We start from the raw sequence: 23,769 nt of genomic DNA, 5'->3' as shown, positions 1-23,769 counted from the left end.
CTACTGCTCCGCGATCATCTTGATGGTGGTGGCCGTGAAGGCTGAGCCGTTGGATTGGATGGTCATCGTGCTGCCGTTAGTCGCTAGGAAGCCGCCCTGGTCAACGCTGAAGAATGTCGCCATCAACACATTGTCATTCGTTGTAGCAGCATTTCGGCTGACAACGAGAGTGTCGGGAACCGCGCCAGAGAATGTCAGTTGCATAGACCGGTTTGTCGTCCCGCCGGTCCATGTACCTATAATCGACAGCTTAAAGTTGACCGTTTTGTTTTCGTTAAAAACGACCATCTTGTCGGCGGTAGTGTCGAAGAACGGCGTGAAGGTGCCTGATGTTGGCGTTAACGCCTTCAGTAGCGTGACCAGGTTCGTAGCTGTAGTCGGGATGTTGAGTGATATACCGGTAAATGTAAGTTCTGACTTCTTGCGCGTGGTTTTGTATTCCAGCGCGGTTAAGCGTGTACCGTGTGCTGTCACTTGCGTTTGTAGCGACGTCACGCTGGCTTGCAAGTTGGTGATATTGGTTTCGGCAGTCGTTACACGCACTGTCAGTGCGGTAAGGTTCGTTTGCAGGGTGACAATATTGCCCTCTGCCGTGGTAACTCGCGTTGTCAGCGTGGCAACGTTGGTCTGCAAGCCAGTGATGGCGCTTTCGGCAGTCACCATCCTCACGGTGAGGGCTGCGATGTCGGTCGTGTTCTGGGTGATGCGTGTTTCGTGGTCGGCCAGCTCAGCCTCGGCTGCCGTGATGCGAGCTTCATGATTTACCAGCGTCGCTTCTGCTGCGGTAATTCGCGCCTCATGGTTAATCAGAGTTGCTTCTGCAGCATCCAGGCGTACTTCATGGTCAGCAAGTACCAAATCCTGCTCGTCGTTTTTCACCTGAGCATCCCAGGCCCCCTGCCCGGCTTCGTTTGCCTTTCCCGCTACATTACCCAGGTCTGTTCCCTGCTGAACAACGTAGAGAAAGTAAGGCTGCGAGAAGATTTTAGGGAGTAGCGTTGCGTCAATGCGCGTGGCCTGCACGATGACAGGCACGTTTAAGTTGTCATCAGCCATTATTCCACCCGTATAGAGCAGTCTGAGAGCGTCACAGGAGAGCGAGTAATTACCCTAACCTTGAACCCGATATTCTTGCGAGCTCGGCCTATACGACGCCACAGGACGCGCTTGTCGTATATAAACGGTGCGTTGGCGTCAATCATCTGCTCTCGGCCATAGTTAGAGCCATCTGCGGTTGCAGAGATGAATAACCGCTCAGCGAATTGCGATACCCCGGTAGCCGCTTCCAGTTCGAAGTCGAACACCCTGGCGTTATTGGCCTTGAACATCGGGGTAAACAGCAGGTGCTCGGTCTGCTTGTCATATTGAGCTGAAGAATCAAACTTTAACGCACCTGTTTGAGGCTCGTTTTTATCTCCAACGCTGATCTGATTGCCTTCATACATATAATCGATAGCGCGATGTGCAGTATCAAAAAGCCCTGTGCGCAAAATGCACCACTGCGCACCGTTTTGACCAGCAGATGCATCATAACAAAGCACATGGCGTGGTAAGTGAACTAGCAATAGCTCGTGTGAATCAAAGCGCACCGTTTCCATAACTCCGGCCCCAATTTCATCCGCGCTGTATTCCCGTAAAATCTTCTCTACCGTTGCAGAGGCAATAACCTGAGTTTGGCCGGAGTTGATGACATAAATCGAAGGCGCACCGGTAGCCTGGTTGCTGATGAATGCAAATGAGTCCATAAACTCAGTTTTGCAATAGGTTCCTGCAATTCCCTTCTGCACCATCAGTGATGGCTGGGAAACGTAAATTGCGGACGTCGCATCTGTTGCGCCGGTCAGAGAGAAGTATTCAATGGTGCTGCTGCCAAACATCACCACAAAGTCACGCCACACGCCGCAGCCGATAATCCCGTCAGGCTGAGACTCAGCACTATAGAACGGACGGAAGCGGTCAGGATGAGACTCGTCCTCTAAATCTGTGACGCCGAACAGTTGAGTGTCATTCTTCACCCACACATATCGCCCCCTTGCCCGGCATATGTCACGAACGTAGCCAATGTCGTACTGGGCGTATGTCACATCACCGATGCTCTCAGGCCAGTTCTGTAGTGTTTTATTTGTTCCGTCATAGCGATATAGCGTCATTGAACCGTTAGCGCCTACAGCCTGACTGGTGGCGCTGTGTGCCATGCTAACGCGACCACTCCCGGCTACATCACCGCGCTCGGTGCTGGCGTTATAAATCTTCCCGCCAAGCACCCGATAAACCACGCTCTGAACTGTGTTGAACTCAGCCCCTCTCGATGTGCCAGCGACATCCGACCGCTTGGCTATGCCAGGAAACGACCTTAGATAGCCGGACGCATTCAGGACTTCTTTCGGTGTCGCCAACATATTCACCGGCAGCAGATCAACATAGTCAGCGTTGCGGTAGTCTTTTCCGAGTCCTTTAGCCAGGGGGAGTTGAGTCGTCGGCATTATCTTCATCCCTATTGTGGAAATAGTTATGGCCGTTCAGCGTTAATAGCCGGTTACCAGAGCCGATTGGCATGCGATTCGGATAACCTGCCTGGGCTTTGGCTTTCTTGGCCTTGCTGGCCGCTGATGATTTAACGAGAAGCTCTTTGCCGTAACGGGCGGTGGCGACAACTTTCCCCATCGCTTCCATCACGTAATCGGGGGCGATGCGCACAGCGAGGTTGTGATAAACGGCGCTGAGGTGTCCGATTTTCAAGCCGTGGTCATCACCAGGGTCTGGCGCAACATCATCAGCAGAGAACAGATAGCCAACGTCGATCCCATTCCCGTCCTCGTACCATTCTGCCATCATCATTTCGAGGTCATTCACAGCGTCCTCGACTGATTGCGGCTCGACGTCGGTCAGCGTGGCATTTGATGCGATGCCGATTTTTCTCAGGGCCGCATTAACCAGATCACCCTTCGTTGTCAGGTTCATCAGTGCTCACCTTCTTTTGGCGGCCGGGTTTCTTCTTTGGCTCAGGCTCAGGCTCAGGCTCAGGCTCAGGCTCAGGCTCAGGCTCAGGCTCAGGCTCAGGCTCAGGCTCAGGCTCAGGCTCAGGCTCAGGCTCAGGCTCAGGCTCAGGCTCAGCAGATGATTTCAACAATTCATCCGGATGTGCAAACCAGCCTGCATCGAGATATTCCTGCACCTCATCCTTTGGAATGATCGCCCAGTCATAACCGACGCCTTTCCATTTCTTTGTGTCGCCATGGCGAAATACCATCTGTGTCATGTTCTGCTCCAAATAAGAAAGGGGCCGAAGCCCCTTTGGTTATGCCTGATTTGCCAAGCCCACGCCGATTGCTTCCGGCCGAACCGCTGTCGGCGCATACCACAGCGCAATACGGCACTTGCCGGTCAGGGTGCTGATATCGCCCTGATAGGCCACGACGCCGTTAATCCCAACGTTTGGAATTGCGAAGCTCTGGGTTTTCATGCCAGAGAACAATTCGTGGTTGATTGGGATCGGCTGAGACACCAGGCGGATAGAATCATCAGCCCAGAACACGTTTGACTGTGCGGTCGTGGTGTTCAGGATGTTCACCGTCATTGTGTCAGCCAGGGAGGTATTAACGTTGGCGTAAGCTTTCTCTTCCGGCAGCAGGGTTGTGTCATCCAGAGCTACCGGCTTAGGCGTGATGGTTACCTGCGCACCGTTCACGGCAACGACTGAGAAAGTCGCGTCCTGAGTCAGCACGTTCTTCGCCATCTGAGCCAGGAACTTGACGCCGGTGAAGGAGATCTTGTCGCCACGCTTCAGGCCAGTGCCGGAGCTCAGCGTAACCACTGCGGTGCGGTTGTCCACGTTCTCACGGTTGCCATCGGTATCAGCAACCCACGCTTGAGGCTTGAACTTCTGCGCACCAGCCACAGTGATGCCGGTCGCCGTTGAAGCTGGCAGAGTTGGCATTTTCGGAGAGCGGAGCACGTCGTTAAAGCCTGCCACCTGGCGCTGGATGGTGCCTGACTTGTATGCTTCTTCAGGAATGCGGCCAAAAAAGTCTTTGCCGGTCAAATCCTGCCCTGCACCACGGTAGTCGGTTGGGTTGAAGAAGTAAGACAAGCCAGAGCTGCGATTCAGTTCACGAGAGAAGATGAGTGCTTCCGCTTCGGAAATGAAATCCCAGCCAGTAGTTGCTGAGCCGATAGGGTCAGCACTGGTAACAACCAGGGAGCCCATTTCAACCGCTTGCTTGGCGATCGAGGTTTCCACGTTGTTAGCCAGTTTCTGGCCGGATGCCTGGATGCGGCGACGCAGTGAACGCTCGTCACGCAGGTCATCGGCGCGCAGTGTGAAGAAGTCGTTATCCGGTACGCCCATGTTACACTTAACAGACAGCTCCAGGATGCCGGTAGCCTGCCCGGTCAAATCCCAGCCCTGTTGTGTTGGTGCTTCTTGCTCCAGCGGCATCCACACGGTGTTCTGTGAACGCTGCATGTCACCAGCTGGCGGTGTGTATTTGCCAACGCGCTGAGCCATTGGCGTGAGGTTTTCCACGGTCTCGATAATCTCATCGACCATGTAGGTGATTACTTGACCTTCGTTAAGAGCCATTATTTGATTCCTTTAATCTGATTTTTAATCTTGCGGTAGGTCTCCGTGTCTCCCTTACTTGCGGCCTCTTCCATCTTCTTCTGGAGAGAGGCCACGTTTGCCGCAGTGACTGAGCCATTGATAGGCTCATCAACCGCAGGTGCGCCGGATACTTGCTTACCGCGAGGCTTGAGAGTTAAACGTTCTGATATCCGAGTGAGTTCAATCAGCGCTTGCTGCCCGTTCATAGCCAGGAGGCCACGAACTTTCTCTGGGTTTGAGCCCAGGTGGTAAATGAGCGCGGCGGATTTCTCAGGGAAAAGCGCCATGATGTCGGCACCAACTTGCGGCGGCACCAACTGCATGAATGCGTCCTCTTTATCCTGGAAGTCAGGGATGTTGAGCTTTTCCGCCGCGTCATAGTGCTTGCGGGCTGCATCGGCGTAATGCGCTGACTGCTGGGTGAACTCCTGAATCTTGCGGCCTTGCTCTGCTACGCCATTGCTGCGAGCATCCATAGCCTTGACCTGCCAATCGCTATTAGCGGCGCTGAATGCCGCCAGGGCGCGAGATTGGTCATAGTCGTACTTAGCCAGCGCCTCATCCGAAAGGAAGTCGTTTACGTCTGGCTGCTTTGGCAATTCAGGGGTAACCCGTAGGTTCTCCGGCACCTCGCCACGCTTCACAGATTCCATCTGTTGCTCAAGCTCACGTTGACGCTTGCGCTCCAGACGTTTCGCTGCAAATTGCGCGTTGGTTGCCGGGTCTTGTTTCTGTTTCTCATCGCCACTCAGGACAATCTCGAAGCCCTGTTCCTGCCCTTCGCCAGAGTTGGCATTAACGTCTGGCTGATTAACTACAGGTGCCGCCTGTTGGGTAACGGGCAGGGATTGTTCTTCAGTTGCCTGAATTTCGGTGGTTGTGTCCATGTCTAGCTCTCTCTTATTGAGGAATCTCGGCTGCTCTGCCGGAAGGTTGCATTGCTTGCTGCATGAGACCGGCTAAGTCCATGCGTTTTGAGTGGAGTTGCTCTTGCCCTTTGAGGACAAGCTCAGCGTCAGCGCGGGCTGCGTCGCCCTGCTTATTCTGGAAGTCGCCAAGCAACTTGAGTGCGTTGATGACGTCTTGTTTCTTGGTGCTGTCAGCAGATGCGAGGATTTCAACAACTCTCGCCGCTGCCACTTGTGCATCAGATTGTGCTTTGAATGCATCAACCTGAATGCGAGCCTGGTCGTTCTGGGCTTTCTGCAAATCGGCTTGACCGGTAAGCAATACGCCCTGCGCCTGAACCATCTCAGCACTTGGTTCTTGCGGCTTCTGCTGCGCCTGCTGCACCATCTCAATTTCTTCAGGTGTTTCAGGTTTCTTGAGGCCCATCGTGACGAGTTGCTTGTTGGCGTACTCGCGCATGATTTCCACACCCTTGCCATCAAGCAGCGTGAAGTATTGCAGCATGAGCATTTGGAACTCAGGCGTACCCTGTGGAACCTTGGCCAGCAGTTCAAGGATCTCCGCTCGGTTCTGGCTCTTCATACTCTGGAATGACGGGCCAACATCGGTATAGGTTTCATACCGGCCACGGACATCGTTAAGCACAATCGACCGCCCGGTCTGGTAGTCGATAACCTCAGACATCAGCTGCACGTCTTTCTCGCTGCCATCAGGTAGCGTGGTCATAACGGTGCGGGGAACGTCGTAGATGTCGTTAACCATGGATGCGTAGATTTGCCCGTCACGGCGCATGGCTGTGGCCAGGTTGTCCTGGAACACATACGTTGACAGGTCGGCCCGCATGTTCAGTTGGTTGACCGTGTCGAATGCCACTTGCCCGTTGGCTGCGTCAGAATCAACGCCAAGCTGCGACACTTCTTTCACTGCATTGGTGGCTGCTTCCAACATGTATGCGCTGGCCTGCGATACTTCCGGGTTCTCCATGTAGGCGATAGGTTGCGCCGGCAGGTCGCCGCTGTTTTCGTCAGTGCGGTTTACCAGGTAATACGGGTAATCGTCCGTGCCGCTATACATGTGCTCGTAACCGGCGATTTGCTCCGGCCAGAAGAAAGGTTTCTTCTTCGGCGTTCTAGCTACCGTATCGGCGTTAAAGCTCATGATCATGTTGCGCAGGCGCTGGCCGTCTTTCGTCAGCCTGACAACGCCCTCGTACACCTCTTTGTCACCAGCAAAGCCCCATTCTCCATAGACTGGCACGATTGGCAGGTGCTCACCGGCTATTAACTCGCGTGACTTGAGGATTGCCGAACTGGTGAGGATCGTCTTGTAGACACGGCAACGCTTAACTTTGCGCTCACCGACTTTCACCATGCCGGACTCTGCCAGCTCATCAATTACATCGGCAATGTCGCGCTTGAAGTAGCTGACCGGCTCACCACCAAGCGGATCTTGATAGATGAATACAGTCTCTTTCTTCTCTTCGACCTCGTAGAACTCACCGACGTAAACGACATCTTTGTTCAGCCATGGGAATAACCAGTTGCTATCCGGGATCTGGAAATCTGGGATGTTGTCAGCGTCAAAGCCATAATCAGCGGCGAACGATTCCCACCCGGCAATGCTGAGCGGCTGAATCACCGTTACATGCTTGGCGTCAGACTTGTCCATCAGCTTACTGTTGCTGTCCCAGATGACGTGTGATGCCGCTTCGTGAATTGGGATGCGGCGGATCACCTGGTTATTGCTGGTCGGGTCTTGGTCTTCGTACTCGGTAACAATGCGCCAGGCACCGAAACCGGCCTCTATCTGCTCACGCACTGCGATGTTAACGGCAATCTTCGCCGAGTTGTGCCGCATGTCAGTGCGATACATGCCCATAAGCGTGTCAGCGGAATCAGGCGCTGCGCCATCTTTCGGTCGATACAGGACATCAATCGGGTTCTGCCGCATCTCTGCGACGAGTTTGCGCACTACCGGACGGACTACATCGAACTGGCCACGGTATTGCAGCGTTGTGTATTGGTTCAGCCAGTCATCCCACTGCGACACACGACTAAAGAACAGATCGTTGGTCGCTTCGGTTCTGGCTTCATCGCTAGACATCCAATCCCGATCAAACAGCGTCAGGATTGCTTGCAGCTTGTCATCATCAGCCATTATCTACCTCGTGGAATCGGCTTAATTGGGGCGGGCATTTTCTTTTCTTTTGGCTTTCTGATGTCGCGCATCATCTTGGCGAAACGTCGCATCATGTAGGCATATCGAACGGCATCAATGACGTCGTCGTTTGTCTTGGAAATCTTTCCGTTCGCATCTCTGTGATAGAGGCGGAACTCTTCGAAGAATGGCTCGCAAGTGTTGAATGCCCGGAACCGGCTATCGAGCATGAGGTCACGCAGCTCAGCAAGCCCTGGCTCTACGGCGTTACCGCCATCAGGCCACGTAGCGTGTTCTGGCAGCATTTGGAAACCGGCGTCTGCGTACTGAACCTTTAGCTGCTCACCGCCGCCCTTCTCGTGCTGATGTCCGTCATGCGGCCAGGCTACTGGTATCTTGCTGGCCCACGACTTAACAGCACCCCAAGCTTGCACGGCTGTGTTCTCTGACTTCTTCCACACCCTTGCGAGATAGAAAACGTCCTCGTCTTTATCCCACCAGAGCTGAATGTGAGCCTGCGGGTGACCCCATCCGAAGTCTTGACCGTCGATAACGTAGAAGTGATCAGGGCATTCGAACGGCTGGCACTTGATCGTCTCTTCCGGTATCTGGAAGATTCGACCGCTACCCATCGTCGGTATGCCTTTGGCACGAGCCTCGCGCTCATGCTCTGGGTATGAGGCAACGATTTGTTCTTTCTGCTCGTCGCTGTAGTGATCGGCGTCGTAGATTGTCATGTTGACAACCTTCTGCGCCTTGCTGGGGTTCTTGATAAACTTCTCTACGACCTGCGACATACCCATGAGGGGGGTAAATGTCAGCATTGAGAACTGGCCGTATTTGTTTGTACGTGTCAGCCCTTCGCTGTAGATGGGGTAAGGCGGTTCTTCGTCAAACCATACGCCATGAATGGTGTCACCCTGCCAACGAGCTCGGCCTTGTGAGTACGGCTTGAAGTAGCAGATGGAAATGCCATCCTCAACGCCATCGGCATTGTGGTGCTTAATCAGGAGATGATCGACAAGGTTCGGGAAGAAAGGCGACTTCTTCCAACTGATGATGTCCTCTTTGGGGATTGAACCATAGCCAGGCTCGTCGTTCTCTTCGATACGTCCACAGAGAATGCGCTGAGTGGTCTTAGTTACTGTTTCGTTGGTCTCCCCGCCGATCCAGAACACCACTGGTTCATAGAAACGCTTACCGCCCCAATCACCCTGCCATGCACCATCGTTTGGATAGCCAGCGGTGCCTGGGTAGCGCCCTGTGAGATGGAATGCTACCTCTGCGCCACCGGTGAATGATTTACCAAGCTGGTTACCTGCCATAAAGCATCGTTCAGGGTAATCTGCACCAGCTTCTATAAACTCCCTCTGCTTGCCATACGGAGCAAACTCGTAAAGCTGATGAGTGGCCCTGTAATCTGCTTCGGCCTCCAGGAGTTCAAGCAACTCTATCTGCTCGTCTTCTGTCAGCTCATCAAGGATCGCTTCTTCCACCACGGCTGAGTAACTCCTTAATCCGAGAGCGGCGCTTATCGCGATCTCCCTTATCAGGTGTCACGTCTTCAACTTGCGACTGCTCTTTGAGGCCCAGGTCACGGGCGATGATGTTTGCGTTCAGTAGGTCGGCTGCTGCGCCGGAGAACTTCTGGTTGTAGATGATTTCTTCTGCTCGCGTAGTGATGTCCGAAAAACCTTCCATCGCCTTGAATGTGTACCAGGCAGATCGGGCTATATCGAGGAAAATGCATAGCCCGACGATGGTCATTGCTCGCATCTTAGGTAATTCTTCTTTTGTCACTACGCCTTGAAACGCGAATGCTTTAGTTTCTTTTAGTGGGTTAGCCTCCACCCATTCGAAATACTCACAGCATGCATCCCACAGCGCCTCAGGCGATTCGAATTTCGGGTTTCGCCCATGACTACTGCGGGCCTCCCAGAATCGGTTGCCCTTTGGTGCTGCCATCTCTCTATCCTCGTTAACTCAAATCGCAGGCATTAAAAAAGGCCGCCTTAGCGACCTATTCAATGCATTTCTGAAGCCTCGTTATTAGCTCCTCTACATCCTGCCTTTCCCATACGGCATAGAACGCATCATCCTCATAGCAACCATCACGACCTTCGCAGTTGAAATCCATGCGTACTGAAGTGCCTTTCTCTTTCGCTGAGGAAAGAGTGCTGATGAATTCGTCTGAATTTTTTACATCAATTGAGTCGTGTATTTCTTGGTAGAAATAATCATTACTCAGGCTGTCACCTTTGATGTTTAGCGGCCCAAACGAGTAGGATTCAAACACACTGAACAATGTGTTTTTTGGCAGGGAAAGAAAGGTCTTCCTATCTACAATTTTCATTTTAGCGACCTCTCTTTTAGTCTGGGTATACCAGCGGCATCCAGTGGGTTATCTTTTCAGATCCAGAATCAACGAATGCCTGTGTTCTTTGCCAGTATGTACCCATGCAGGTTAATTTGAACACATCTCCGGTATCGCTAAGCGCTATTACTTCAGCGGACCATCTATCTTTTTTGCTTTCTGGCAGCCTTTCTTCAACGCTTATCCACTGGCTTTTATCATCACCCATAACAACCTCGTCTTAGTTGCTCGTCAAAGGATGAGTGGCAGACGGTGACGATGCCGCTTTTCGGGAGCTACCCTAGCCATTCATTATGATAACTCATTATCCAGCCCACTCGGTGAATAGGCTGTGTAATTGGTTATGCAGCAGGTTCAGCAAGCCAGTCATTGGCGAACAAATCGCCCTGCGATGGAACCCAGCCAGGCTGCATATTTCCTTGCGCATTTTTCAAATCAAGGTGTGGCGCAATATCCACTACACCCAGAGGCGAAATATCAAGATCGGCATATGGGGTTCCCTCTCGTGGCAGCACGTTACTAGTGCCAGGGATTGCGATAACAAACTGGCCTTTACCATTCCAGCCTTCGCGGTAAATTTTTGCGCCACTTTTAGCGGCTTCTAATGCATCACCAAAATTCATTTTATTCCCTTATGTTATGGTTATTGCTGGAAAATTGTTAATGCTTCTTCGGTCAGCTTGATAGCCTTATCGACTCGTGACACCGGCTGGCCTTCTACCTGTGCTTTTGCGTAGGCATCCTTGAACAGCTCATATTTGAACTGATCGCCACCGATGAAGGAGATAGCCTTCTCACCAGCAGCTGTATCGCTCATGACCAAACGGAAGATCTCCAGGTTCATGGCTTGTAATTCTGTCATTTGAATAATTCCCATTGTGGGGAGTCTCCTGAAGTACGACTTATCCCTGTCAGTTGGCTCCGTGAGTGATTGGATAGATTACTTGGCTAGGCATACATCGTTGATGTAGTCCTGCAGACCGTCTATTTGGCTACGAGCGGTTTCGATTCGCTCTCTGAGGGTGAAATAATCCCGTTCAGCGGAGTCAGTAAGTCGGGCGCTGGTTCCATCAGCCACGCTGCCGGCGGTGGTGGCTGAGGCCGATTTACAACTGGCGTTGAGTTGCAGCCGCTTAACGCCATTGGCAACATCACGCTGCAAATCAGCAATCTTACTTTTGGCATCTGCTAATTCCCTTGTGCGATGAGTGTCGATAGCGCTGGCGCGGATTTGTAAGTCGGATTGAATGCGGAGGCTTTGGGATAGTTCTCCGTTTGTTTTCTGGAGGCCATCGCGTTCATGGCGTAAGCCCTGGTTGGCATATGCGAAGTAAGCCAGCAGGCCGAGCACCAACGACACGATAGCCATCTGCCAGTGCGGTAGCGGCCACTTCATGCAAGCTTTCCTCCCGCTGCTTTGTACTGAGCCAGCAGGAGATCCACTTTATGCTCCGGCTGCCCATAGCCTGCGCCAGGAAGAGACGCCCAAATGTTCCGGCAATTATTGATAGCCTGGGCAATCTTACCGGCCTCTATGTCTGCTAACGCCCTGCGTTCCTTGATAAGCTGAATAGCCCACTTATCCTGTGACGCCGGGCCGAAATCCGAAAGGTTGAGCAACGCCCGGTAATGCGCCCAATCCTTCAACATGAACTGATACCGACCAGAGGCGTTTGATGTCAGCCCTTTGCTGTTGATTACCTTCGACTGACGGCCCTTGTTGAATGGGTGATCGGAGTAATCGGTGAAAATTTCCGGCTTTTTGTCAATGCCGGTGACAATGACGTCATAGCCATTGTTCTTTGTCGCTGGGCTTGTTGATGTGCCCTCTGACCAGGCCAGCATGTCGAGAAATGCCTGGAGATTTTTACTGATAGCCATTTTCATCACCTATTAGCGAACAATGCGGCACATCTTCGTTGCAAGCACTTGGCCGCCGATAGCTTCAACGCGATCGACCGACTTGCTGCACAGAACGCGCAAGGCTCCGATTTGAGCACCCCACTCATCACGCTTCCAACGCTCGACAAGGGCAAGCACTTCGTCATCAGTCTTTGCATTGATGAGACCGTACTGAACTACTGCGGTTGGGTATGCGTAAGCAGCGTCATCTGCGCGCTGATTGATTTGAGCGATCAGCCACCCAGCAATGAGGATTGCCATTAAATACGGAGCGCTGGAGCTGCAAGCGCCGATAATCTTTTGCTTAATCACTTCTATTCTCCATTGCCTGTTTTCTTGCTGATAAAGCGGAGGGCATATTCACGGAGCTTCTCAACTCCGATAAAGCCAATCATGGCACCGGCGAAAACATCAGAGCCATCCGGCATTCCGAGATAAACCAGGCCATTCGACACACTGAAAGCCAGCAGGCCGCAGAGAATCCCCTCTACCCACTTGTTCTTTCTTCGCTCACCGTCGTGAATAATTCGCGCATAACAAACAGCGCAGGCAATAGCAGAGCCTCCAAGTGCAGGCCATAGCGCCTTTAAGGCATTCACAATGCCAGGCCAGAGGTCAGGGTTATCTTTCATTTTCATGGTCCTCACCTCCCATGAGCGGGGTGTGATTGATGTGTGATAGGGAGATAGCCGCCACGCCGTAGTCACTCGGAGACAGTAAGGGTGTTTGCAGTTGATGACTGGCGTTGGCGTGGGGCTATGTTTGGCGGTGAGTTAGGGATTCGAACCCTATGCCTTTCGGTTAACAGCCGAGCGCACATGCCGCATGTGCTTCCTCACCAAATAGAAAAGCCCAGCGATTAGGCCGGGCTTGAATGGTTGCCGGTCTATCCCGGCTGTAGAAGGCTGAAGCATAACAATCACAGGTGAAAGCTGGATTACCAGGGGCTACGGCTCAGTTTCGGAGCTAAAACGTAAAAAGCCCCGCGGTGGCGAGGCTCTTTTTAAATCCACCGTAACACTCAGACGGATTTCTACTGTTAGAGAATGATATTCTAGCTTTCTGCATTTTGCAAGCAGCAATCGTTACCGGATATCAATTTTACGTAAAATTGCCGGTAACTTTCCCAAGTTGGCGATTAGCTTCTTCCTCTGATGCAAGCAACTCTGTAATCAACTTCTCGTAGAATGGTTTTACAGCCTTATCCCAAACTGTAGAAGTCAGCCCTGGTGCATAGCCAGAAATAGCCCTGAATGCGTCAGCCGCGGGCACCCTCTCGTATCCACGCCCCAGGCACTGCTTGCATGTTCGCTTAACTGGAACACCCTGCAATTCACTCTCTTCCCTGTGAACGGCTTCGCCTCTCCCCTTGCACTTGCAGCAGGCCACCGATACCTCGCCCTTCCCGTTGCACTTCTGGCATAACGTGTGGGTTTCCTCTTCAGCAAGCTTGGGTGGTGTTTTCTTGCCGCACCCTGGGTGCTTAATGACCATGGCCCTTGCCTTGATAACGCCTGCGCCCTTGCAGCATTCACACTGCTCAACCCCAGCCGCCGATCTGCAATAGTCCTTGAAAGCAAACTTTGCGAGCGTTTGCACAACCTTCACCTTAGTATTGCTACTGAGCTTGCGTAAGGCTGCAACCTTGTCGCAATGCTTCATTCCGTACTGAGTTAATAGCTGTACTGCGCGCCTTTTCTCGTTGTCACTGATTTCCATCTTGCCGAGGAATGCTGAATAACCGAGAGGGGCGCGACTCTGACACATCCCCATTGCTGCCATGACATCCGTGCCGGTCAAAGTATCGGATGATGTGGCGCGTGGGGAGTCGTTTATCTGGGTCGATTTGGCGAAGTGATATTTAACAACGCTGTCTAAGTTCATACCCTCACCTCAGTGTTAACCGTGCCTTGCTTGTCATGCCTGGTCGTGAACATCGGCATTATCCCGCTGTAAGCTGGCTTTACTTTCATCACGTCAGTGCATTGAAATACGCCGTAGTCCCGGTGATATTTCTTGCGCATAAAGCGAGCCTCTTCGATTGCTGGTTCGAGTTCGGTAAATACGGTTGCCATCAGGCTGCCTCCGATAGTTTTTTAAGTGCTCGGGTTTTGGCTCTGTACGACACCCTGAGCGTGTCGAGTTCTTCTCGGGTGTATCGGTGAGGAGTGTTGTTGTTTTCAAGCGCCAGAACGCGCTCAAGGCCGATTTTCGCTATTAGGTTGATGCGGTAGGCGGTGATAGCGCCGGAGTGATGGACGTTGCAGGAGGCGCACTGCAAATGGCACCCGTCCTCATTGAAGCGGAGCTGGCTCGCTGCCGCCGTGGTGCGGTAATGTCCCGCGTGATATTCCGTTGCCGTTGTCGTGCCACAGCTTATGCAGCCGCAACCCTCGTCCCTAGCCCGGATATAGTCGTTAAATGCCCGCTGGGTCATATTCATCCAGTGGCTTAACGGCTTTACCTTTTTCTTGCGTTCGTTCCACTCTGCGCGAGCCTTGGCCTCAGATTGCTTTTGTTGAAGCTCTGAATTGCGCTTTACGAGTATTATTGCACAAGATGGACTACATACTTTTTGAAGGGTGTTGCGAGGGGTGTATTGGGTTTTGCATATGCGGCAGGTCTTGGGCTTCGGCGCTTTGCCTTTAGCCATTCTCCCCTCCCTGAATCTGAACGATGGTAAGCAGATGTCCGAACACTGCGCCGGTGTCGATATAGTTCTGGTTTGCCGAGCGAGCTGGCTGGCGTGTTGGTGTGTGACCAAAGTAGAAATGGTCTGCGCCCGTAATCTCCCCCGTCACACCATCAGCAATCGAGTTGAACCGGTCACGGCTCCAGATGGTTTTCGTCTCCGATACTGGCTTGCCAAACTCATACTCATTCGATGGGTAATCAGCATGGGATACCACTACGGTTCCGGATGGCGTGGTCACTTCGATGATCAGCGGCAGAGACTCGGCTTTCGATAGCAGCGCTCGGGCCAGAATCTCCTGGTCATAGTCGAGTTGGAAGAACCACATACCTCCGTTGTAGCACCACATATTCACATCACCGCGCCCGCTCACTGCTTCGATTGCCATTTGTTCGTGGTTGCCGCGCACCGCCTTAAACCAAGGCTGAGTAATCAGATCCAGGCATTCAACGTTTTGCGGCCCTCGGTCTATCAGGTCACCAACGGATATCAGCAAATCCTGGTCACGGTCAAAGGCCAACTCATCAAGCTGAGACATCAACCGGTTGTAGCAGCCGTGCAGGTCGCCAACGATGTAGATATTTCGGTATCGGCTGCCGTCTATGCGCTCATAAATTCCGTTGCGCTCACTCATCCTCTTCCTCCTGGTTGCCCATGGTTTCGTCTACTCGCCGGTCAATTTCCCGGTTGCAGGATTCGCAGATGTAACACTCGCTATCTGATAGCTCTTTGGGACAGTTGCAGCATTTCATCGCATACCCCTTGCGCGGCGGCGTAGCCACATGCTGTCGACCAGTGTCGCGGTGTAGTTGAAAGTTGGGATTTCTGCTGCGGTTAACTTCGGCTTGCGGGGTGATCTGCTGGTCTTCTTGAATATCAATCTCTCTTCTAGTCTGTCCCATGCTGATTTTCTTCGCCTGCTCATGCGGCACCTCTCAGCAACGAATCGAACTGATACAGCCTGCTTGTGCTGCGGTACGCTTCGAACGATGGATGCCCGGCAAGCGACGGAACAAACATGAGGCCCATATCGCACCACTTGTCTGTGTTGTCCGTGTGATATATGCGGGATTTAGCAGCCGCTTTACCGGACTCGCTGCGGTTTTTGTTAACGGTCAGCATGCATTTGACGAGCCCCATTGAAATGCCTTTGGCGCTTATCGAAGCTTGCGAGCGACCGAGTGCTATCCCGATAGTTTTGTTGTCGGTCTTTTCGTAATGCTGCACTAAGTACGCCATTTCACTTTCAGTCCAATTTGGCTTTCCCATTACGCCACCTGTTTCTGTTTGTTTGCCTCACCCCAACGTTGCGCCCATTCGATGCGCTGCCGGGACTCTTCGCTGAACTTGACGCCCTGCTCAGTGCCGAACCAGTAGATAGCCTCGATAACGTCCACCATCTCGCCTACCCGCATCTTGCTAGTGCGCTGGCCGAACATCACAACGCCGCCACCGATACCCGGCGCGGTTCGCTGCTCTTGCTTTTTGGTCTTGGCTACCAGGGCGGTAATCATGTCCTTCCAGTCGTCCTCGTCGTACTTCTCGCCGAACCAAACGACCTGCACAGACAAATCATGCAGCAGCGGCCACATCTTTTTGTTCTGCGAAAGTGTTCGTTTTGGTGGGGATACTTCGATTTCGATTGGCTTGGATTGGTCTAGCGGAAGGTTGTCGATGTAGGCTTTCAGGTTCTGGCGTATCTGTGGGGTTCTCAAGTAGAAAACCTGTTTATCCATCAGCTTGTTCCTTTTTCGATATAAGACCATCTGGAATTTCAGGCACTTTTTTAAACTCCCACCACTCGGAACCGTCATATTCGCCACGCTCAGACCATGTGCCGTCTTCGTGCCAGATAGTCCCAAAAAGCTCTTGGCTGCCGAATCCAGAGTTATATTCAAAATTCAACTGTTCAAGAAAGTCATTAAACTCTTGCTCTGAATAATCCTTTCTCAGCGTGAGTGTTTCTGCATTACCACGCCAGCAATCACCTTTGATGATTTCCGCACAAGAAACCCTCGGATTGCTTTTGGTGTGCTCTAGAAACTCGTTTTTGGCATTACTCATGGCTTCACCTTGCGTTTCTTCTGGGCCTTCTTGACCAGGCGGCGGTAGTTGCGGGATGACCAGTTGCGCATTCCCTCGCTGATATTTTCGTTCACGCTTTCCTGATACTTCAGATGCTTTTCGTTCATGGCTTCTCTGGCTCCTGTCTGAATAGCTCGATAAGAGCTGTCATGTTCTGTTCTGAGTGATAGCGGCCTTTGCAGTTGACGAACTCGCGGGCAGCTTCGATAACTTCTAGTCGCCAGTCCTGCATGAGTTTTAGCTTTCGCATTCTGGCTACAACGTCACATTCGCCGTCTATGGCAAGCTTTTCGAATTGCTCATCTGCGTAGTCACTCATACCCCTTCCCCTTTGAAGTTTCCGCACATGCTTATCAGCACGAAACCGGGCAGATAATCACTGACATCCGCTACGTGCATGGCAATACGTGATACATGGCGATCGGTGTACTTACCATCCCACTCGTGTAGATGCAGTATGTCGCCAGCCTTGAAATTTCGGTCGTTCTTGCGCAGCTCGGCCAGCTTTAGGCCGTTGGATACAGCCTCAAAATGAACTGGCTGAATTTTAAGATGATGCTCCATCCCCTTCCCCTTTGATTCTGATGCCGATAGCCCGGAGCGACTGCTTGCAATCGCGCAAGCAATCGAGAGCCTCATCCATCACGTAATCATCTTCATCCGGCAGTTCAGCAACGAGGTTTTCCCGGCTCGATATCCAGGCCGCGCTCCATATGGCAATTATGAACCTCATACTTTCGTTGAGGTATAAGCCATCTTGATCGGTGACTGGATCAAGCTATGCAGCTTTTTCAGCCACCCACTTTTCGAATTCCTGTCTTGCTAGGCTCTCTGTTTGCTTATCCATCAATCTTCACTCCTTCAATTTTACCGGCGCGGATGGCGTCGTAGATGCGCTGACCCACAGTCGAGTTTCCGTTTCCAATGACATATTGCACGGTAATTTGCTCGCTAATGCGCTCCCGCCTTTCCGCCTCTATCTGCTCAGGGGTGCGGATGGGGCGGAATTTTTGTGGTTTATCGGCCACGCAATATACCCTCTCAACGCTATATCTCTCATCCTGAAGAACGGCGTATTTATCACCAATAAATTTAACCAGAACCTCACTCCATTCCTCACGGTCGTAAAACTCACAAACCGTCCCCACTGGCGGCAGACCTTCACCGGTCCAGTGCTGTATGTCTTGCTTATCCATGGTTAACCTCTTCAAGCCATCTATCAAAATCGTCAGCAGTTTTTACCCAGGCTGGCATCTCTACAAAACCACTCTCGATACTCGCCTTAATACTTTCGAAGTCTTCATCGGTTAGCTGGTAATCGTCGCTATCCATGGTTATCTCCCCTGCCCATAGAAAATCCTCGTATCCCTCATCACGCTTCTGTGACGCCGCGTAAATCTCCAGCTCGCTGTAGTAAACACCGTTGTATCTGGCTCCAGCCCACACCGGATCGCACTCAGCGTAGATAGCTGCGAAAGTGTTGGCGGGTAGTTTGCAGAGAGTGCTTAAGCGGAGGTCTGATTCTTGGCGTTCTTGCATGAGGATCTGGTGTTTGATGAAGTGGCCTAGCATGGCTTCCTCGGCATGTTCAGTTTGGCCCGCAGTTCGGCTATTTTATCCAGCCCCTTCTCGTTGCTGACCGGGATATGCAGCTTGGGGATTTGCACGACTGGCGCGGGGATCGGCTCGTTAGCCTCGACTCGCTTCGCCATCGCCGCCAGTTCCTTGCCGCAGTGCTTCAGCAGTTCCGATTCGCTCAGGTTCAGGCCGCGCATTTCTGAGTAGAGCTTGGTCACCATCCAGTAGGCCGCGTTGCTCGACCAGGGGAAGGCTTCCGGGCCGGCGTAGAGTCCTCGGCGCTTGGCGTAGTCCATCACCATGTCGTACAGCTCAGCGGTATCAGGAAGTCCAGAGGCGCGAATAGCACCCTGCTTGCACCATGCTATAAATTTACCAGGCGACGGCCAGAATGGCGACTCACTGGCGCGGGCGTGCTGCATACCGGCAGATATCTGCTCACGACTGCGGATACCGTTCTCAGCAAAGGCGGCGATCCACTGGCGCTTTGCTGCCACTTCGTCGTTTGGGTCGCGGAACGTCGTGTTGACCGCTGCCGGGAACACTTGCTTCAGGTTCCGAAACAGAGCATCGACCAGCTTCTCAGCTTCAGGGTTAACCATCTTGACCGCTTCAGGTGCCGAGCCAGCCATGCGGGCCAGCGCTGAACCGTCACGATTTTCGATAATGCGAGTTAGATTGCTCATATGAAATCTCTCTCCCATGCCTCTCGGTTGTTCCAGTCAGCTGATTGATTGGAAATCACTGGCTGCCCAGCAAGGGCTTTCAGCCTCTCCACCTGTGCCGCATCCCTCAGCACCGTTTCAATCCCGTCGTATACCTTTTTCGATGGGTTGCCCCCCATTAGCCACGAGTCACACTTCGCTCCCTCGATCGCCTTGCAAAGGTCATCCGTTGAAAAACCGTCTTTCAGGCGCGCTTGGATTCTCCCTCTGCGTTTTGCGTCCAGCTTTGCACCGGGGTGATTCATGGCTTCCCGCCAGAAATCAAAAACAGTCCTGACACTCACGTCCCCGCTAGGGGATGTGTGTTTATTATTTATATTCTTGTTATTACCTTCTTGTTCATGATGTGCGGGGAATTGTGCGGCCTTATGTGCGGCATCACCCTTCAAACCCGCGCCATTGCTGGCTTCGCTATGTGCGGGGAATTGTGCGGCCTTATGTGCGGGTAAATTGTCTATTTTTTCGGCATATTCGGAGTAGTTCAGGATGGTGATCACCCTGCCTTTCCGCTTCTCACCGTAGATAGAAATCATTCCGTCCTTGACGAAAAAAGCCAGCATCCTTTCTACAGTGTCGCGGCTTGTTGGCACTCCGTTTCTGTCGCACAGAGAGAGGCCCAAATCAGCCGCAGTCACGACCAGTTGACCGGCTTGAAGATTCCATTGGTTACCTTTGAAATTCACTGTACGGGGCTGGCGCTGCGCTTCCAGTAGCAGGTTTTCCCAAAGGGTTCGCAGATAAACATCCTTCGCCCATGGTTTCTTCTTGATGCTTCGGTACAACGGGACATAACCAAGCTTCTGGTTTTCCATCCTGTTGCTCCTGGCTTGCCCCTCGCGTTGATCGGGGAAGGTTAATATTCTGGCTGTATTCATTCGGTCGCCTCGACTTCGTAATCAGCAAAGTAGCCACCAATCATTTTTTTGAAGCGAGACTCGGTGACAGTGAAGGCTTTCCGGCCTAGCCTTGGTCTTTCGTTTGGTGGGATCATGGTGCATGAGTAGAGAATGCGGCGTTGCCACTTCCCCGGCATGTCCACAACGGCCAGAACTTCCAGAATGCGGCGGCCTTCAGCATCAGCAACGTAGTAGGTCTGTTCGCCATAGCCACAATCAGCTGGCTCTTGCTTCTTGTGGCACCCTCCAACCCACTGAGTTACGGATTCGATATCACCATCATAATTCTGGTAGGTGTATTCGTACTCCTTGAACGGGTATGGGGTATCAAACTTATCGCCAGCCTTTAGCTGGCCCGTATCACTGTTTACTGATCCAGTGTTTTGCATGTATAATTACCTCAGAAATTTAGTGTTATCTGCTCTGAACCTCGGACTGCCATCCGGGGTTTTTCTTTTGGCGTCAGCAACATCGCCACCTGCTTAGCCAGCCTTGCAAGGTCATCGTCAACGACGCCCCACTCCAGCACCGCCAGCAGCATTGCCATTCTTGGTACGAGTGAATCCTTCCACCTGGTTACCTGTGACGGAGCTACCCCAACCGCATCAGCGATAGAGCTAACCCCTTTAACAGCAATCTTGTTCAATAGCGCACTCTCAATCTGACGAGCGGCTTTGCGTGTCTTTGCAACTTCCATACGTGATAATTTCCCTATCAAAAGTAATGATGTAGATGTGATCAGCCCGTGGGTGACCACTGTTGTTCCCTACATTGCGGTAGGGGGAGCCTGTTGTGTTAAAGAGCGGTGGTTCTATGCGGCGCGTTCTGGGTGAGGGAAAAGCTTTGGCAAATCCGGGCGGATTTCGTAGGCTTTTACTTTCCCATCAGTTGCATCCACGATGGCTGATACGTTTTCAGGAGAAACTCGCTTCTTGTTATGCAGCCAGCACCAGACGTTTGGCTGACTTACTCCAACTGCGTTTGCCAGTTTCTTCTGGCTACCAACCACCAGGATGGCCTTTTGTATAACTTTATTGACCATAATTAATTCCCTTCGGTTTAATTTAAAGGAATAATACCCGTGGGTTTAGTAAATAGCAATACCCCAGGATATTTGACTGTCGATACCTCTGGTTATATGTTCGGCGGTATGAATACTTCAACTCTTGCCGAAAGGCTAAAAATAGCGATGGAAGCTGGTGATATCTCTCAGACATCACTTGCCGAGAAGGCTGGGATTGCTCAACCGACTATCTGGAAGATCGTTACTGGTAAGACGCAGAGTTCAGCCAAAATCGTTGAGATTTCTACGGTGCTAGGCGTTCGCCCAGAGTGGCTAGCCAAAGGCATTGGCCCAATGCGTGACGGTGACAGTGATAACGGCAATGCAATCACCACTTATGACAAAGAAGCCATCCCTGGCTTGTTCATTGTGAACTTATGGGATGATAACGGCGAAACGAAGGATGTTGTTGCTGTACCAGACACTATAAAGTCACCTAACTGTCGAGCATACAAGCTTAGGTATGACAGTGGTTACCCTGAAGCTCCAGATGGTGCGATCATTGTAGTAGATACCCTAGAAACGCCTGGGCACAACGATTTCGTATATGCCAAGGTGAAGGATCAGGCGTCCGTCTACAAGTTTACAACTGGCGGAGAAAACGGCTTCCTGATTTCAAGTGAACCTCGCGTCCCCCTAATACCCGTAGGAGATGACGCAAAGATTATCGGTGTCGTCGTGTATCTATCACGCTCATTCAAGCGATAAAATCCATAAATCCTACACCTCATTAGAGGTGTGGGCCCGCTCTCTTCATACCTGCCGACCCCAGTGCGAACAAAAGCTGTACGCATAAAAAACCTCTCACTATCTTGATATTTATGGTTAATTTCAAATTAACTGTTTTTATATACAGTATAATACTGACTTTCATCAGACCAAAGATCAAGACTCACATCAGAATATTTTTAGCAAACCGCTAAACGCCACATTAAAAAAACTTTTTTCTCATTGTTATCATAGAATTATACCTATGAGTATTAATTTTATATCCCTGGGTATTGCTATGCATTATAACCTTGGGTATAGTCATTCCATCAACACGAAACACTGACACGAAGCCAGCAGTTAGCCAGTGTCACGCTCTTTAACATTGATGGGAATAAGCCGCAGAAATGCGGACCAAAGTGAAGTCTGCTTTGGGATTGGATGAATGCGCAGGCTGATGCGCGCGGATTAACTGCCCGTATCCCGGTCTGGTTAAGACAGTAATCCGTAAAGACGATGGACCACAGAACGCCGGATTTTCCGGTGGCGGGCAACCGCACTGAGGAAGACGCTCCACGGTCTCAAACTCGTTATGAAAAGGTGGAAGCCCTAAGCCGGAGATCAGTACCGGTCATCCAATCACCAAAGCAGATAACCGGAGGTATTTATGACAGTCGTATACACCTACGCAGCAACAGAGAATGCGCGGAGCCGTCGCAAGGCTCGCCGGGCAGGATTACAGCCAGTGGCAGCGGCAACAAAGCGCTGCGACAGGGTAGCCAAGGCGCTAACCCTGATAGATGGCCCAGCGTCACCACGGCAGCCACAGGAGGATTGTGGGGCTATGTGCTTACCTCAAGTAGCGATGTTCAACGCAGGGCATCGTAAGACCGGAACGGTAACAGCACGATGAAAGAGATAAACGACTTTGTAGGCTGGGGTGTTGATGGTCAAGGAAAGAAGGTTCTGTTTTGCAGCAACTGCAGAGCAACTTTTTACGAGACACGCAGCGGTTCAAAAATAATTCAGGCTCAGCGGGTGTTTGGCAAGAAGCACAAATGCCCGGTGGCATGACGCAGTTCACATCATTAAGTGAGGGTTAGACGATGAAAAGTTACGACGTGGATTTATACCGGGAGTTGCGCGCCGATGGATTTGCCGCCATAGCAGCGCTGTTCTACGCCAGAAAAGCAAAGCGCGGCTACTAACGCCCGCCGGGGCATCTATCACAAGTCGCCATGCGGCTTTTTTTATGTCTGGAGAAAATATGAACTCGATTTCTATAGCTGGTTTCTTGGTTGTTATCGCCGGGATTATCGGCTGGATTATGAACATTTGGAAAATCATCGACTCTGGCTTTGTTCTGGCCGAATGGGGCGGTATGCAAGTGGCGCGTGTTATCGGCGTGTTTGTTGCTCCGCTGGGTGCGGTGCTGGGCTGGTTCTGACTTAGATGCGGGGTGCAGCATGTCTTATCGCGGGAAGGTATGGGCAGCCATGATAAGCGGCTGCACTGTGTTTTGGATTGTTATGTGGGGGATTTGGGGATGAGTAAGTTTAAGGGAGCGCCTTTCACGGCAAGAGATACATATGTTTTTGATGCTGGTAATGAGCAGGCCTGCCATGTCTATTCAAGAGCTGGATTCAATGGCGACTTTGATATCGCACGGCTATTTGCAGCCGCGCCTGAATTACTGGAATCACTGCAGGAGGTAATGGCGGCACTTACAGAACTTGGCTTTGATGGCCCGGCAGAGCGAAAGGCGCAGGCAGCAATCAACAAAGCTCTCGGCAAGTAGCTCAGTACAAAGCTCATTTTCGAGTGGGCTTGATACTGGCTCCAGACCAGTGCATTACCCTCAATGTCATCAATTAGCCGCTCAAGTCTGGGCGGCATTTTTTTATCTCAAATTCAGGAGTCACCCATGCAAGAGCTCGCATTTGCTGGGTGCCCAAGCATGGGCGCTCAGTACGAATCACTACTCGAAAGAATCACTCGCCGGATGCGCGTTATAGGGCGCTGGCTTAAAGACACTCTGAACCAGAGAGGTGAGCCCTAATGAACGTATCCCGCGCAT

General features: G+C 51.8%; 40 protein-coding genes and 1 tRNA gene. 5 read left to right on the top strand and 36 right to left on the bottom strand.

Annotated features, from left to right (window positions below; all coding sequences use genetic code 11):
* The 36 genes from KGP21_RS11660 to KGP21_RS11485 form a co-directional block, all read right to left on the bottom strand.
* A complete protein-coding gene (locus KGP21_RS11660) occupies positions 1 to 1,056 on the bottom strand; it encodes a tail needle knob protein (protein ID WP_223538241.1) in 1,056 nt (351 codons plus the stop codon).
* Complete coding sequence (locus KGP21_RS11655) at positions 1,056 to 2,483, bottom strand: packaged DNA stabilization protein (protein WP_223537890.1); 1,428 nt, start codon at positions 2,481 to 2,483, stop codon at positions 1,056 to 1,058. The genes KGP21_RS11660 and KGP21_RS11655 overlap by 1 nt, the downstream gene beginning before the upstream one ends.
* Positions 2,455 to 2,961: a packaged DNA stabilization gp4 family protein gene (locus tag KGP21_RS11650; RefSeq protein WP_223537887.1), complete on the bottom strand. Its 507-nt coding sequence runs from the start codon at positions 2,959 to 2,961 to the stop codon at positions 2,455 to 2,457. Before KGP21_RS11650 ends, KGP21_RS11655 begins: the two co-directional genes overlap by 29 nt.
* Positions 2,939 to 3,259 (bottom strand): hypothetical protein, encoded by a 321-nt coding sequence (locus KGP21_RS11645; protein ID WP_223538238.1) that lies wholly within the window; start codon positions 3,257 to 3,259, stop codon positions 2,939 to 2,941. The genes KGP21_RS11650 and KGP21_RS11645 overlap by 23 nt, the downstream gene beginning before the upstream one ends.
* Positions 3,260 to 3,298: 39 nt before the next feature.
* Positions 3,299 to 4,582 carry a P22 phage major capsid protein family protein gene (locus KGP21_RS11640; RefSeq protein ID WP_223537883.1) on the bottom strand — a complete coding sequence of 428 codons (1,284 nt, stop codon included), beginning with the start codon at positions 4,580 to 4,582 and terminating at the stop codon, positions 3,299 to 3,301.
* Positions 4,582 to 5,490 carry a scaffolding protein gene (locus KGP21_RS11635; protein ID WP_223537880.1) on the bottom strand — a complete coding sequence of 303 codons (909 nt, stop codon included), beginning with the start codon at positions 5,488 to 5,490 and terminating at the stop codon, positions 4,582 to 4,584. Before KGP21_RS11635 ends, KGP21_RS11640 begins: the two co-directional genes overlap by 1 nt.
* A gap of 13 nt (positions 5,491 to 5,503) precedes the next feature.
* Positions 5,504 to 7,669, bottom strand: coding sequence for a portal protein (locus tag KGP21_RS11630; protein WP_223537878.1), 2,166 nt, complete (start codon positions 7,667 to 7,669; stop codon positions 5,504 to 5,506).
* Positions 7,669 to 9,168: a terminase large subunit gene (locus KGP21_RS11625; RefSeq protein WP_223537875.1), complete on the bottom strand. Its 1,500-nt coding sequence runs from the start codon at positions 9,166 to 9,168 to the stop codon at positions 7,669 to 7,671. The genes KGP21_RS11630 and KGP21_RS11625 overlap by 1 nt, the downstream gene beginning before the upstream one ends.
* Positions 9,146 to 9,634: a DNA-packaging protein gene (locus tag KGP21_RS11620; RefSeq protein ID WP_223537872.1), complete on the bottom strand. Its 489-nt coding sequence runs from the start codon at positions 9,632 to 9,634 to the stop codon at positions 9,146 to 9,148. Before KGP21_RS11620 ends, KGP21_RS11625 begins: the two co-directional genes overlap by 23 nt.
* 55 nt (positions 9,635 to 9,689) lie before the next feature.
* Positions 9,690 to 10,022, bottom strand: coding sequence for a hypothetical protein (locus KGP21_RS11615; RefSeq protein ID WP_223537871.1), 333 nt, complete (start codon positions 10,020 to 10,022; stop codon positions 9,690 to 9,692).
* Between the two features lie 16 nt (positions 10,023 to 10,038).
* Positions 10,039 to 10,251 (bottom strand): DUF551 domain-containing protein, encoded by a 213-nt coding sequence (locus tag KGP21_RS11610; protein WP_223537869.1) that lies wholly within the window; start codon positions 10,249 to 10,251, stop codon positions 10,039 to 10,041.
* Between the two features lie 133 nt (positions 10,252 to 10,384).
* The gene (locus KGP21_RS11605; protein WP_223537868.1) at positions 10,385 to 10,666 is read right to left on the bottom strand and encodes a DUF2829 domain-containing protein; all 282 of its coding nucleotides are present in this window, start codon (positions 10,664 to 10,666) and stop codon (positions 10,385 to 10,387) included.
* A 20-nt stretch (positions 10,667 to 10,686) separates the two neighbouring features.
* Positions 10,687 to 10,905: a DUF2560 family protein gene (locus tag KGP21_RS11600; RefSeq protein ID WP_245398486.1), complete on the bottom strand. Its 219-nt coding sequence runs from the start codon at positions 10,903 to 10,905 to the stop codon at positions 10,687 to 10,689.
* A 78-nt stretch (positions 10,906 to 10,983) separates the two neighbouring features.
* A complete protein-coding gene (locus KGP21_RS29595; RefSeq protein WP_245398484.1) occupies positions 10,984 to 11,439 on the bottom strand; it encodes a lysis protein in 456 nt (151 codons plus the stop codon).
* Positions 11,436 to 11,924 carry a glycoside hydrolase family 104 protein gene (locus tag KGP21_RS11585; protein WP_223537864.1) on the bottom strand — a complete coding sequence of 163 codons (489 nt, stop codon included), beginning with the start codon at positions 11,922 to 11,924 and terminating at the stop codon, positions 11,436 to 11,438. Before KGP21_RS11585 ends, KGP21_RS29595 begins: the two co-directional genes overlap by 4 nt.
* 12 nt (positions 11,925 to 11,936) lie before the next feature.
* Positions 11,937 to 12,257: a hypothetical protein gene (locus tag KGP21_RS11580; protein ID WP_223501042.1), complete on the bottom strand. Its 321-nt coding sequence runs from the start codon at positions 12,255 to 12,257 to the stop codon at positions 11,937 to 11,939.
* 2 nt (positions 12,258 to 12,259) lie between these two features.
* Positions 12,260 to 12,583 (bottom strand): phage holin, lambda family, encoded by a 324-nt coding sequence (locus KGP21_RS11575; protein ID WP_223537861.1) that lies wholly within the window; start codon positions 12,581 to 12,583, stop codon positions 12,260 to 12,262.
* Positions 12,584 to 12,708: 125 nt separating this feature from the next.
* A tRNA-Asn gene (locus KGP21_RS11570) sits at positions 12,709 to 12,785 on the bottom strand.
* Between the two features lie 261 nt (positions 12,786 to 13,046).
* Positions 13,047 to 13,829, bottom strand: a complete 783-nt coding sequence (locus KGP21_RS11565; protein ID WP_223537859.1) for an antitermination protein — start codon at positions 13,827 to 13,829, stop codon at positions 13,047 to 13,049.
* On the bottom strand, positions 13,826 to 14,020 hold the full coding sequence (locus KGP21_RS11560) for a hypothetical protein (protein WP_223537857.1): 195 nt from the start codon (positions 14,018 to 14,020) through the stop codon (positions 13,826 to 13,828). The genes KGP21_RS11565 and KGP21_RS11560 overlap by 4 nt, the downstream gene beginning before the upstream one ends.
* Entirely contained in the window at positions 14,020 to 14,598 is a 579-nt protein-coding gene (locus KGP21_RS11555; protein WP_223537854.1) for a recombination protein NinG, read from the bottom strand. Before KGP21_RS11555 ends, KGP21_RS11560 begins: the two co-directional genes overlap by 1 nt.
* Positions 14,591 to 15,271, bottom strand: coding sequence for a metallophosphoesterase (locus KGP21_RS11550; protein WP_223537850.1), 681 nt, complete (start codon positions 15,269 to 15,271; stop codon positions 14,591 to 14,593). The genes KGP21_RS11555 and KGP21_RS11550 overlap by 8 nt, the downstream gene beginning before the upstream one ends.
* Before the next feature lie 114 nt (positions 15,272 to 15,385).
* On the bottom strand, positions 15,386 to 15,562 hold the full coding sequence (locus tag KGP21_RS11545) for a NinE family protein (RefSeq protein WP_223537847.1): 177 nt from the start codon (positions 15,560 to 15,562) through the stop codon (positions 15,386 to 15,388).
* Entirely contained in the window at positions 15,559 to 15,906 is a 348-nt protein-coding gene (locus KGP21_RS11540) for a hypothetical protein (RefSeq protein WP_223537843.1), read from the bottom strand. Before KGP21_RS11540 ends, KGP21_RS11545 begins: the two co-directional genes overlap by 4 nt.
* On the bottom strand, positions 15,906 to 16,373 hold the full coding sequence (locus KGP21_RS11535) for a recombination protein NinB (protein WP_223537841.1): 468 nt from the start codon (positions 16,371 to 16,373) through the stop codon (positions 15,906 to 15,908). Before KGP21_RS11535 ends, KGP21_RS11540 begins: the two co-directional genes overlap by 1 nt.
* Entirely contained in the window at positions 16,366 to 16,701 is a 336-nt protein-coding gene (locus KGP21_RS11530; RefSeq protein WP_223537838.1) for a hypothetical protein, read from the bottom strand. Before KGP21_RS11530 ends, KGP21_RS11535 begins: the two co-directional genes overlap by 8 nt.
* Positions 16,698 to 16,829 (bottom strand): hypothetical protein, encoded by a 132-nt coding sequence (locus tag KGP21_RS29625; RefSeq protein ID WP_256461408.1) that lies wholly within the window; start codon positions 16,827 to 16,829, stop codon positions 16,698 to 16,700. Before KGP21_RS29625 ends, KGP21_RS11530 begins: the two co-directional genes overlap by 4 nt.
* Positions 16,826 to 17,041, bottom strand: coding sequence for a hypothetical protein (locus tag KGP21_RS11525; RefSeq protein ID WP_223537835.1), 216 nt, complete (start codon positions 17,039 to 17,041; stop codon positions 16,826 to 16,828). The genes KGP21_RS29625 and KGP21_RS11525 overlap by 4 nt, the downstream gene beginning before the upstream one ends.
* Entirely contained in the window at positions 17,038 to 17,286 is a 249-nt protein-coding gene (locus KGP21_RS11520) for a DUF3850 domain-containing protein (protein ID WP_223537832.1), read from the bottom strand. Before KGP21_RS11520 ends, KGP21_RS11525 begins: the two co-directional genes overlap by 4 nt.
* 275 nt (positions 17,287 to 17,561) lie before the next feature.
* Positions 17,562 to 17,918 carry a hypothetical protein gene (locus tag KGP21_RS11515; protein WP_223537828.1) on the bottom strand — a complete coding sequence of 119 codons (357 nt, stop codon included), beginning with the start codon at positions 17,916 to 17,918 and terminating at the stop codon, positions 17,562 to 17,564.
* On the bottom strand, positions 17,911 to 18,294 hold the full coding sequence (locus KGP21_RS11510; RefSeq protein ID WP_223537825.1) for a hypothetical protein: 384 nt from the start codon (positions 18,292 to 18,294) through the stop codon (positions 17,911 to 17,913). The genes KGP21_RS11515 and KGP21_RS11510 overlap by 8 nt, the downstream gene beginning before the upstream one ends.
* Positions 18,288 to 18,986, bottom strand: coding sequence for a replication protein P (locus tag KGP21_RS11505; RefSeq protein WP_223537822.1), 699 nt, complete (start codon positions 18,984 to 18,986; stop codon positions 18,288 to 18,290). Before KGP21_RS11505 ends, KGP21_RS11510 begins: the two co-directional genes overlap by 7 nt.
* Positions 18,983 to 19,837: a replication protein gene (locus KGP21_RS11500; protein ID WP_223537819.1), complete on the bottom strand. Its 855-nt coding sequence runs from the start codon at positions 19,835 to 19,837 to the stop codon at positions 18,983 to 18,985. Before KGP21_RS11500 ends, KGP21_RS11505 begins: the two co-directional genes overlap by 4 nt.
* Positions 19,838 to 19,896: 59 nt before the next feature.
* Positions 19,897 to 20,310 (bottom strand): hypothetical protein, encoded by a 414-nt coding sequence (locus KGP21_RS11495; RefSeq protein ID WP_223537817.1) that lies wholly within the window; start codon positions 20,308 to 20,310, stop codon positions 19,897 to 19,899.
* Between the two features lie 11 nt (positions 20,311 to 20,321).
* The gene (locus KGP21_RS11490; protein ID WP_223538235.1) at positions 20,322 to 20,618 is read right to left on the bottom strand and encodes a CII family transcriptional regulator; all 297 of its coding nucleotides are present in this window, start codon (positions 20,616 to 20,618) and stop codon (positions 20,322 to 20,324) included.
* 114 nt (positions 20,619 to 20,732) lie between these two features.
* Positions 20,733 to 20,963 (bottom strand): helix-turn-helix domain-containing protein, encoded by a 231-nt coding sequence (locus tag KGP21_RS11485; RefSeq protein WP_059201405.1) that lies wholly within the window; start codon positions 20,961 to 20,963, stop codon positions 20,733 to 20,735.
* Positions 20,964 to 21,002: 39 nt separating this feature from the next.
* Between KGP21_RS11485 and KGP21_RS11480 the strand changes: the two genes are divergently transcribed.
* From KGP21_RS11480 to KGP21_RS29760, 5 genes are all read left to right on the top strand, one after another.
* Positions 21,003 to 21,692: a helix-turn-helix domain-containing protein gene (locus tag KGP21_RS11480; RefSeq protein ID WP_223538232.1), complete on the top strand. Its 690-nt coding sequence runs from the start codon at positions 21,003 to 21,005 to the stop codon at positions 21,690 to 21,692.
* Between the two features lie 667 nt (positions 21,693 to 22,359).
* Positions 22,360 to 22,605 carry a hypothetical protein gene (locus KGP21_RS11475; protein ID WP_223538229.1) on the top strand — a complete coding sequence of 82 codons (246 nt, stop codon included), beginning with the start codon at positions 22,360 to 22,362 and terminating at the stop codon, positions 22,603 to 22,605.
* A 354-nt stretch (positions 22,606 to 22,959) separates the two neighbouring features.
* Positions 22,960 to 23,139, top strand: coding sequence for a hypothetical protein (locus tag KGP21_RS11470; protein WP_223537800.1), 180 nt, complete (start codon positions 22,960 to 22,962; stop codon positions 23,137 to 23,139).
* Between the two features lie 99 nt (positions 23,140 to 23,238).
* On the top strand, positions 23,239 to 23,490 hold the full coding sequence (locus KGP21_RS11465) for a hypothetical protein (protein ID WP_223537797.1): 252 nt from the start codon (positions 23,239 to 23,241) through the stop codon (positions 23,488 to 23,490).
* Positions 23,491 to 23,553: 63 nt separating this feature from the next.
* Complete coding sequence (locus tag KGP21_RS29760; protein WP_371824846.1) at positions 23,554 to 23,751, top strand: protease FtsH-inhibitory lysogeny factor CIII; 198 nt, start codon at positions 23,554 to 23,556, stop codon at positions 23,749 to 23,751.
* Positions 23,752 to 23,769: the final 18 nt, after the last annotated feature.

Origin of the sequence: Serratia sp. JSRIV004 (assembly GCF_019968705.1) — a bacterium.
In the GTDB taxonomy this organism is placed as follows: Bacteria; Pseudomonadota; Gammaproteobacteria; order Enterobacterales; family Enterobacteriaceae; genus Chania; species Chania fonticola_B.
Note: the sequence above shows the minus strand (reverse complement) of the source record. Positions and strands in the feature narration are given on the sequence as shown.

Excerpts from the sequence above, each read along its gene's own strand:
- KGP21_RS11510 (WP_223537825.1), bottom strand. The coding sequence starts at position 18,294 with ATGCTAGGCCACTTCATCAAACACCAGATCCTCATGCAAGAACGCCAA.
- KGP21_RS11635 (WP_223537880.1), bottom strand. The coding sequence starts at position 5,490 with ATGGACACAACCACCGAAATTCAGGCAACTGAAGAACAATCCCTGCCC.
- KGP21_RS11640 (WP_223537883.1), bottom strand. The coding sequence starts at position 4,582 with ATGGCTCTTAACGAAGGTCAAGTAATCACCTACATGGTCGATGAGATT.
- KGP21_RS11605 (WP_223537868.1), bottom strand. The coding sequence starts at position 10,666 with ATGAATTTTGGTGATGCATTAGAAGCCGCTAAAAGTGGCGCAAAAATT.
- KGP21_RS11620 (WP_223537872.1), bottom strand. The coding sequence starts at position 9,634 with ATGGCAGCACCAAAGGGCAACCGATTCTGGGAGGCCCGCAGTAGTCAT.
- KGP21_RS11505 (WP_223537822.1), bottom strand. The coding sequence starts at position 18,986 with ATGAGCAATCTAACTCGCATTATCGAAAATCGTGACGGTTCAGCGCTG.
- KGP21_RS11650 (WP_223537887.1), bottom strand. The coding sequence starts at position 2,961 with ATGAACCTGACAACGAAGGGTGATCTGGTTAATGCGGCCCTGAGAAAA.
- KGP21_RS11575 (WP_223537861.1), bottom strand. The coding sequence starts at position 12,583 with ATGAAAATGAAAGATAACCCTGACCTCTGGCCTGGCATTGTGAATGCC.
- KGP21_RS11500 (WP_223537819.1), bottom strand. The coding sequence starts at position 19,837 with ATGGAAAACCAGAAGCTTGGTTATGTCCCGTTGTACCGAAGCATCAAG.
- KGP21_RS11600 (WP_245398486.1), bottom strand. The coding sequence starts at position 10,905 with ATGACAGAATTACAAGCCATGAACCTGGAGATCTTCCGTTTGGTCATG.
- KGP21_RS11630 (WP_223537878.1), bottom strand. The coding sequence starts at position 7,669 with ATGGCTGATGATGACAAGCTGCAAGCAATCCTGACGCTGTTTGATCGG.
- KGP21_RS11615 (WP_223537871.1), bottom strand. The coding sequence starts at position 10,022 with ATGAAAATTGTAGATAGGAAGACCTTTCTTTCCCTGCCAAAAAACACA.
- KGP21_RS11465 (WP_223537797.1), top strand. The coding sequence starts at position 23,239 with ATGAGTAAGTTTAAGGGAGCGCCTTTCACGGCAAGAGATACATATGTT.
- KGP21_RS11550 (WP_223537850.1), bottom strand. The coding sequence starts at position 15,271 with ATGAGTGAGCGCAACGGAATTTATGAGCGCATAGACGGCAGCCGATAC.
- KGP21_RS29625 (WP_256461408.1), bottom strand. The coding sequence starts at position 16,829 with ATGAACGAAAAGCATCTGAAGTATCAGGAAAGCGTGAACGAAAATATC.
- KGP21_RS11520 (WP_223537832.1), bottom strand. The coding sequence starts at position 17,286 with ATGGAGCATCATCTTAAAATTCAGCCAGTTCATTTTGAGGCTGTATCC.
- KGP21_RS11545 (WP_223537847.1), bottom strand. The coding sequence starts at position 15,562 with ATGAGCAGGCGAAGAAAATCAGCATGGGACAGACTAGAAGAGAGATTG.
- KGP21_RS11475 (WP_223538229.1), top strand. The coding sequence starts at position 22,360 with ATGACAGTCGTATACACCTACGCAGCAACAGAGAATGCGCGGAGCCGT.
- KGP21_RS11495 (WP_223537817.1), bottom strand. The coding sequence starts at position 20,310 with ATGCAAAACACTGGATCAGTAAACAGTGATACGGGCCAGCTAAAGGCT.
- KGP21_RS11655 (WP_223537890.1), bottom strand. The coding sequence starts at position 2,483 with ATGCCGACGACTCAACTCCCCCTGGCTAAAGGACTCGGAAAAGACTAC.
- KGP21_RS11525 (WP_223537835.1), bottom strand. The coding sequence starts at position 17,041 with ATGAGTGACTACGCAGATGAGCAATTCGAAAAGCTTGCCATAGACGGC.
- KGP21_RS11555 (WP_223537854.1), bottom strand. The coding sequence starts at position 14,598 with ATGGCTAAAGGCAAAGCGCCGAAGCCCAAGACCTGCCGCATATGCAAA.
- KGP21_RS11560 (WP_223537857.1), bottom strand. The coding sequence starts at position 14,020 with ATGGCAACCGTATTTACCGAACTCGAACCAGCAATCGAAGAGGCTCGC.
- KGP21_RS11645 (WP_223538238.1), bottom strand. The coding sequence starts at position 3,259 with ATGACACAGATGGTATTTCGCCATGGCGACACAAAGAAATGGAAAGGC.
- KGP21_RS11530 (WP_223537838.1), bottom strand. The coding sequence starts at position 16,701 with ATGAGTAATGCCAAAAACGAGTTTCTAGAGCACACCAAAAGCAATCCG.
- KGP21_RS29595 (WP_245398484.1), bottom strand. The coding sequence starts at position 11,439 with ATGAAGTGGCCGCTACCGCACTGGCAGATGGCTATCGTGTCGTTGGTG.
- KGP21_RS29760 (WP_371824846.1), top strand. The coding sequence starts at position 23,554 with ATGTCATCAATTAGCCGCTCAAGTCTGGGCGGCATTTTTTTATCTCAA.
- KGP21_RS11515 (WP_223537828.1), bottom strand. The coding sequence starts at position 17,918 with ATGGATAAGCAAGACATACAGCACTGGACCGGTGAAGGTCTGCCGCCA.
- KGP21_RS11470 (WP_223537800.1), top strand. The coding sequence starts at position 22,960 with ATGAACTCGATTTCTATAGCTGGTTTCTTGGTTGTTATCGCCGGGATT.
- KGP21_RS11585 (WP_223537864.1), bottom strand. The coding sequence starts at position 11,924 with ATGGCTATCAGTAAAAATCTCCAGGCATTTCTCGACATGCTGGCCTGG.
- KGP21_RS11610 (WP_223537869.1), bottom strand. The coding sequence starts at position 10,251 with ATGGGTGATGATAAAAGCCAGTGGATAAGCGTTGAAGAAAGGCTGCCA.
- KGP21_RS11535 (WP_223537841.1), bottom strand. The coding sequence starts at position 16,373 with ATGGATAAACAGGTTTTCTACTTGAGAACCCCACAGATACGCCAGAAC.
- KGP21_RS11485 (WP_059201405.1), bottom strand. The coding sequence starts at position 20,963 with ATGGTCAATAAAGTTATACAAAAGGCCATCCTGGTGGTTGGTAGCCAG.
- KGP21_RS11540 (WP_223537843.1), bottom strand. The coding sequence starts at position 15,906 with ATGGGAAAGCCAAATTGGACTGAAAGTGAAATGGCGTACTTAGTGCAG.
- KGP21_RS11565 (WP_223537859.1), bottom strand. The coding sequence starts at position 13,829 with ATGAACTTAGACAGCGTTGTTAAATATCACTTCGCCAAATCGACCCAG.
- KGP21_RS11660 (WP_223538241.1), bottom strand. The coding sequence starts at position 1,056 with ATGGCTGATGACAACTTAAACGTGCCTGTCATCGTGCAGGCCACGCGC.
- KGP21_RS11490 (WP_223538235.1), bottom strand. The coding sequence starts at position 20,618 with ATGGAAGTTGCAAAGACACGCAAAGCCGCTCGTCAGATTGAGAGTGCG.